Origin of the sequence: Frankia sp. AgKG'84/4 (genome assembly GCF_023242965.2) — a bacterium.
Classification (GTDB): Bacteria; Actinomycetota; Actinomycetes; order Frankiales; family Frankiaceae; genus Frankia.
This window is the reverse complement of sequence record NZ_JALKFU020000807.1, coordinates 1-1,066: the sequence shown is the minus strand read 5'-3', so window position 1 is coordinate 1,066 and position 1,066 is coordinate 1. Positions and strand designations below refer to the sequence as shown.

The following is a 1,066-nucleotide window of genomic DNA, read 5'->3' as shown; positions in this document are numbered from 1 at the left end:
GCGGCGGTGTGGTGGTCGCACTCACCAGCGCCGGGGTGAGCGGCGCGGGGGGCGGCGTCAGGGCGTCGCGCCACCAGGCGAGCTGCCGGTTGACCTCGGCCCGGTGCTCGGCCGTGGCCTCCCAGCGGGCCTGGTCGGCGTGGCTGGCGCGCGCGGCGGGCGGATCGGCCCGTGCACCGCGGCACCTGGCCTGATAGCAGGCGGCGAGATCGGCGAACAGGATCGTCCAGCTCGTCTCGTCCCCGGCGATGCGCGCGAGCACCAGGTGCAGCACGTGCTCGTCCGGGGCGACCCGCAGGATCTGGGCCCGCAGCGGGGTGTCGGCGCCGAGGTCGAACGGCTCCCAGCCGAACGCCTCCAGCGCCGCCCGCAGCGTGCTGTCCCCGGTCGGGTCCGCCGGGTCGGCCAGGCCCGCCAGCGGGTCGGAGGCGCCACCCGACGCTGCCAGGAACGCCTGGTCGACGGACAGGTCCCGCACGATGACGGGCAGCAGGTACGCCGCCGGCCCGGACCGGACCGCGCGCGTCGGCTCGCCGGCCGCGTCCGTCGGGTAGACGGTGCGCAGGATGTCGTGCCGGTCGAGGAGGTCGCGCAACGCGCCGGTGAGGGCCTCGGTGTCGCACGGGCCGGTGAGGCGGGCCCGCACGGACAGCTGGTGCGCGCCGCTGTCGGGGGCGAGCCGGTGCAGGAACCAGCAGCGGCGCTGGGCGGAGGACAACGGCACCCGGGGGGCATCGGGGGGGCGGGGGGCATCGGGGGGCCGGGGGGCATCGGGGGGCCGGCTCGCGACCATCGGTGGGCGGTCCCTTCGGTTCCACGGTGGCGCGAGCGCCGGCCGGCGATGGGCAGAAGGCGCGCGCAGGAGGGGTCGTCGGCGAAGGCACGCCGAACCCGACGACCAATCTTTTAGGTTTACCTAACCTTAGTTGACTGTGCTGCGAGATGCAATGCTTCAGCAGCCCGTGATCAGGCGGTTCGCACGGCGACGGCCGTCCGGTCCGCCGACTCGGCGCCGCCCGCCGCGGGTGTCGCGGTGCCCGCCGACGAGGCGGCCGCCATCCTGCGG

The 1,066-nt window shown here is 76.3% G+C and carries 1 protein-coding gene; it reads right to left on the bottom strand.

The window, feature by feature from the left end:
• Positions 1 to 793 (bottom strand): condensation domain-containing protein (locus tag MXD58_RS25355; protein ID WP_250610175.1); only part of this gene is annotated, 793 nt, incomplete at its 3' end.
• Positions 794 to 1,066 lie beyond the last annotated feature (273 nt).